Source organism: Boseongicola sp. (assembly GCF_057460485.1).
This window is the reverse complement of the sequence record NZ_JBVCWP010000279.1, coordinates 1-5,027: the sequence shown is the minus strand read 5'-3', so window position 1 is coordinate 5,027 and position 5,027 is coordinate 1. Positions and strand designations below refer to the sequence as shown.

At 53.9% G+C, this 5,027-nt stretch carries 5 protein-coding genes; 1 reads left to right on the top strand and 4 read right to left on the bottom strand.

Annotation, left to right across the window (positions count from 1 at the left end; all coding sequences use genetic code 11):
* Positions 1 to 630: 630 nt before the first annotated feature.
* The gene (locus AC221Y_RS20250) at positions 631 to 1,065 is read right to left on the bottom strand and encodes an LCCL domain-containing protein (RefSeq protein ID WP_486708200.1); all 435 of its coding nucleotides are present in this window, start codon (positions 1,063 to 1,065) and stop codon (positions 631 to 633) included.
* A gap of 54 nt (positions 1,066 to 1,119) precedes the next feature.
* Here AC221Y_RS20250 and AC221Y_RS20245 point away from each other — a divergent pair, with 54 nt between their 5' ends.
* Positions 1,120 to 2,250 carry a zinc-binding alcohol dehydrogenase family protein gene (locus AC221Y_RS20245; protein WP_486708199.1) on the top strand — a complete coding sequence of 377 codons (1,131 nt, stop codon included), beginning with the start codon at positions 1,120 to 1,122 and terminating at the stop codon, positions 2,248 to 2,250.
* Between the two features lie 363 nt (positions 2,251 to 2,613).
* Here the strand turns inward: AC221Y_RS20245 and AC221Y_RS20240 are convergent, their stop codons facing one another.
* From AC221Y_RS20240 to AC221Y_RS20230, 3 genes are all read right to left on the bottom strand, one after another.
* Positions 2,614 to 3,102, bottom strand: coding sequence for a CIA30 family protein (locus tag AC221Y_RS20240; RefSeq protein WP_486708198.1), 489 nt, complete (start codon positions 3,100 to 3,102; stop codon positions 2,614 to 2,616).
* Positions 3,103 to 3,245: 143 nt separating this feature from the next.
* Positions 3,246 to 3,728: a thiol-disulfide oxidoreductase DCC family protein gene (locus AC221Y_RS20235; RefSeq protein ID WP_486708197.1), complete on the bottom strand. Its 483-nt coding sequence runs from the start codon at positions 3,726 to 3,728 to the stop codon at positions 3,246 to 3,248.
* Positions 3,729 to 4,070: 342 nt separating this feature from the next.
* Positions 4,071 to 4,973 (bottom strand): helix-turn-helix transcriptional regulator, encoded by a 903-nt coding sequence (locus tag AC221Y_RS20230; protein WP_486708196.1) that lies wholly within the window; start codon positions 4,971 to 4,973, stop codon positions 4,071 to 4,073.
* Positions 4,974 to 5,027 lie beyond the last annotated feature (54 nt).

The window sequence follows — 5,027 nt, the reverse complement described above, 5'->3', positions numbered from 1 at the left end:
GGCACCCAAAGAGGGATGTCCTATCTTGAATCATCAAACCTGCAAAGTGGCGCAGCGAGGTATTGAGTATGAGCTACAGTCCGGGTCTAGTGTGGTGCACTAACCTGAAATACAGGAATAGCATCGTGTTAATCAGGTATGGTGGCGGAGACGAAGTCCTTGGAATATTAACTGTAAACTATTGTTAATATGACAGATAAATTTTCTCTACTATCTTTATACCACATTTCATACCACGCAAGATTTGACTTTTGACCGTTTTAGGCGCTTTCGGCTTCTTATTCCGGAGTGACAATGTTCTGACTTCTTGCTGCCTTTTACGGCGTAAGAAAATACCCTTCCCGACGTTCACGGAGTGGTCAATTTTTTATGTTTGAACTGCACGCGCAATAAAGTGACGGGTGCGACGTTCTGGGAATGGATCGGTCTAGCGATTTACCCGCCCCCTCGCGCGCGTACTGGTTTCGAAAGATCATCAAAACTTGAGATGGCGGCTTGTCATCGCCTTGCCCGCGCGCATTGAGCCGCGAATGTCCGCTCCGAGCCCAAAGCGGACACTTGGAAGCGTTTGACCCAGCCCCAAATGTGCGCTGTTAAGACCGTCCCGGACGTCTGCTGCGGGCTTCTTGCCTACTGGTCGCTAAGGGGTTCGACGATAAAGCTGCCGAACTGGCTAGGGTAGTCCCAGTCGGAGCTGAAGACCCCGTTGGCGAGAGTACCTGTATAGCTTTCCTGACCTGGGCCCGGGATCACGCGAACGTCTCCTCCCTCGGGCCCTGTCGCGCCGGCATGCAGCGCCGCCATGCAGATGTTGCTGATGCCGTCGTAGGGGTCACTCCCGAAGGCATATCCGCCTCTCAGTTTGCGTGCTTCGGCCGTGCAGTGGCATTCAAACGGCTCGCTGGAGTAGGCTGTCGGGTCGCCCCGGCTGCCAAGCGCAACGGGGCAGTCCGGCAACGACGAAGCCTTCGCCCCGGTGGTTCCATCGCTGCTTTGTGCAGAAGCCGAAACGCTGCACCCCAAACTTGCAATGATGAAGGCTGTTTTGATCAAGAAATGTCGCATTCCCACAATCCTTTCTGCCGATTCCAGTGGAGTTTACCACAAAGGTACGTGTGGATGACCGCCGATCAAGAACGTCAGCTTTATCCAAATAGCGGACATCCGACGGAGTTGGCCGGGTCCAACCTCAAGCAGGCCCCGCTTTCTGAGCCCCTAGTGACAATTCCGCGTACCACCGCTACCTTCGGCTTTTCGACTGGAGGCGGTGTTATGGGGAGCATGAAAGCGGTTATCATACGCGAGGCCGGCGGACCCGAGGTCTTGAACGTGGAAACTATGCCAGTCCCGACACCGAAATCCGGTTGGGTCCTCATCAGAGTCCGGGCTTTCGGTCTAAACCGGTCAGAGCTTTTCACACGCCAGGGCTATTCTCCAAACGTGCCCTTTCCACGCGTGCTGGGCATTGAAGCGGTGGGCGAAGTTGTCGCTGCACCGGATAGAGGGTTTCAACAAGGCGACAAAGTGGCCACTGCGATGGGTGGCATGGGCCGACAATTTGACGGGGGATACGCGGAATACACCCTCGTGCCTGCCGGGCAGGTCCAGAGACTTAGAACCAATTTGCCATGGAGCGTGCTTGGTGCCTTGCCCGAGATGGTCCAAACAGCATGGGGATCGCTCAATACTTCGCTTGGAGCCAAAGCTGGCGAAACACTCTTGATACGAGGCGGCACAACGTCGGTGGGCTTGACCGCCGCCATACTGGCGAAACAGGCCGGGCTTCGCATCCTGGCCACATCCCGTCGAGAAGACCGGCGCGAGATGTTGTTAAAGAATGGCGCGGATGAGGTGTACATTGACGGTGGCGAAATATCCTCGCTGGTCAGGAAAAAGTATCCCGATGGTGTCAACAGGGTTCTGGAACTGGTCGGCACCACAACCTTGCTCGACAGCCTGCAATGCGCAGCGATGGGTGGCTCGGTTTGCATGACAGGCATGGTGGGTAACGCTTGGGAGTTTGAGCGCTTTAGTCCGATGGGGTCGATCCCCACTGCCGTAAACCTGACGACATATTCCGGAGGAGCTGAGGATTTCATTTCAACACCTCTTCAGCAAGTTGTAGACGCGGTCGTGCAGGGCACCTTCAACCCACCCATCGGCAAAACATTCAAAATGGTGGAGATCGTCGAGGCTCACCGAGCAATGGAAGATAATTCCGCAGGCGGTAAAATAGTGGTGACGACTTAGGGCCTCGATATTGGAGATTGGGCCAAGCCCAGCGAGTGGCAGCTTTGTCCGCACAGCGGACTTTCGCGCCGCAAGCAATACAGACCAAAACAGCGACCAATCAAGCCTAGACCGACAAGGGCTATCACCGTTTACGGCTGACGACCCTTGATGGGGTGGGGTGCCCCTTTTGGCACACTCACCGGCTATTTTTGAGATTTAACATAATTGCGCTTACGCGAGGCTCTCGAAATCCCTGCGTTCGGTTGGAACCGCATTTTCCGAACTGGCCATCAACAGGCCTGCCGTCGACTTCCGCTTTCGTCCAAATCCCACGTAGAACCGTTCCTTCAGATCAGGTCCGGCGACAAACTTCCCTATCGCTCAGAACAGCCGGACATCCGAAACAGCGACATCCGCTTGAAAGACGCGCCCCACCGCAACCACGCCAATTCGACGCAGCCTTGCGGGCCTCAGAACCTTTTCTGACCTGTGTGGCTCAAATGTGAGAAATGGAAATTGGATAGTGGACCATTGCGCTGTTGCACGGAAAGGCGCGCGAAATGATTGCCAAGGCCGTTCCAGATCATCTGTTCGAAGGCGCAGATCATATAGTTCATCGTTGCCGTAAACATCAATCTCGATACCGGTCCGGTAGCCTGCATCCAGAATTGAACCGTCCCGCTTAAGGTCAGAGGCCATCTGAATGAAGCCCCCGTTGTTTTCTAGCGAGACCAGCCCGGTCAGACGTGTCGCACTGCGTCCGTCGATGGTTTCTTTGGCAATTTGACCCCTTGAGATACCGCCCATCACGGTATCGGCCACGAATTCCCAGTTTGTTTTTATCTTGAACACCCGGCCATAACTCTCCATGCGGTCTCATACCATAGTTTACGCCACAAGCTGCTCTTGGCGGTTTTCCGATAACAACGTCTAGGTTCTGGAACCTCCAACACGCTTGTTATCTTCCGCTTGATGAGTAGATTTACGACCGATCTTCAGATATCAAATAAGCACTAATTTTCCAGTTCATCTGCTTTTCGGGGGCGCGTTGGTTGTTGATTTGCAGCTTGAAAGCCAAGGCGGCCGGCAAGCTTCGAAATTACCGGACGCACCACGAGAGAGCTTCTGTAGGCAACTTCCATAACGTGCAGCACACCAGGGATATTCGCCAAACGGGATGCCCACGACCAGCCGGGCAAAGCACGCCAGACTTCCACAAAGGCTCTTGCGCCTGACAGTAGTTCTCCGTCCTGCTTGCGAACATGAAACCGGCTCATAGCTTTTTCGGATGTGAGGTCTGAACCCAGCTCGGCATGTTCCACAGAAACATCGACCAGGTGCAGATTGTTCCCACCGGACCTCGAAGCATAGTGGTTGATCTCAGCCGAGCAGAGCGGGCAGGAACCGTCGTAGTAGACGGTCGGACCGCAAGTAGGTGCGCGGCTGGCGACTGATGTTGCCCGCAATACGATGACGTCTTGTTTTTTTGTCTGCATTGAATTCTCTTTTTACACTTATACGTCGAGACGCGTTTTTAGGATCAATGACGCGTCAATCTGCCGCCGCTACCGGAGCGTCTGCACAAACTGTGGCCGTGCAAGTTGATCCGGCTGAGAGCACACTTTCTCAGCCTCAAGACAGAGGCTCTTGTCATCAACAAGGCACCTGGATCACGACATGAGCAGCAGCGGATATCGAACTCTTTCCGCGAGGGTAAGAGTGGCGTACATTCTTTGCAGAGCTTACGTTCGTTCCAAGAGAATGCTGTCTAAGGATTCTGGCGATATATTTCTTGCGAGCGGTCAAAAGAGAATTCTTGGAGCGCATTTCGACGCCACCTATTTCTGGCGAAAGCTCTGCGGTGCCTGACCGGTCAGTTTTTCGAACATCCTCGTGAATGCACTCCGGCTTCGAAAGCCCACCATCTCGGCGATGCGTTTGACTGGCAGATCGGTTTCATCCAGCAGTGACGCAGCTCTATGGACCCGAATGTTCCGCAATAATTCCATTGTGCCGGTCCCATAAGCATCGCGGAAATGTTTTGCGAAACTCGAACGGCTCATTCCCACGGCGTCGGCAAGGCTCTGGACGGAGTGCGGGTCGCCCGGAGCATCCAGCATCAGCTTGATTGCATTCCAGACTTTCTCGTCATCCAACGCCGATACCCAGGTCAGTGCCAGATCTTCTGCGGCAATTCGCTTACGCAAGAGTTCGATCATGCACTCCAACAGCAGAACCCGGATCATGGCTTTGCTGCCCAGTCCGGGATTTAAAATTTCCTGGATCATCTTTTGGAGAGGTGACTGGATTTCGCTTTTAAGCCCCGCGCTTTCGACGATCGGTTCGCGGACCAGATCGATCAGGTCGTCGATGCCGCTAAGTCCAATGGTGACATTCGTGCAAAGCGCGATAAGCTGGCTGTGCTTCCCTGTTTCCTTGACCTCGAGAATCTTGTCCGCAAGCCTGACCATAGACGCGCTGCATTTTGGGAATGTGTCTCCACCATCATCGAAACTGCGCAAACCGTGCGAAGTCAGGGCAGGGACAAGAACAAGACAATCCTTCTGAACGCCGATCAGTTTCCGGTTATGAAGGATCACCTCTCCCTTGCCAGCAAGAATATAATGCAGTGTCGCCTTCGGTCTGCGCCCAAGGTCAAGTGTACAGGCTCCGCGTAACTGGCACAGCGCAAAAGGTTCTGTAGAGACCTCAAGCCTGTCGAGAACATTTTCAAAAGACATGATCAAGAGTTACGCCATTGTGGACGATTTGGCATCAAAATTATCAAGAAAGGC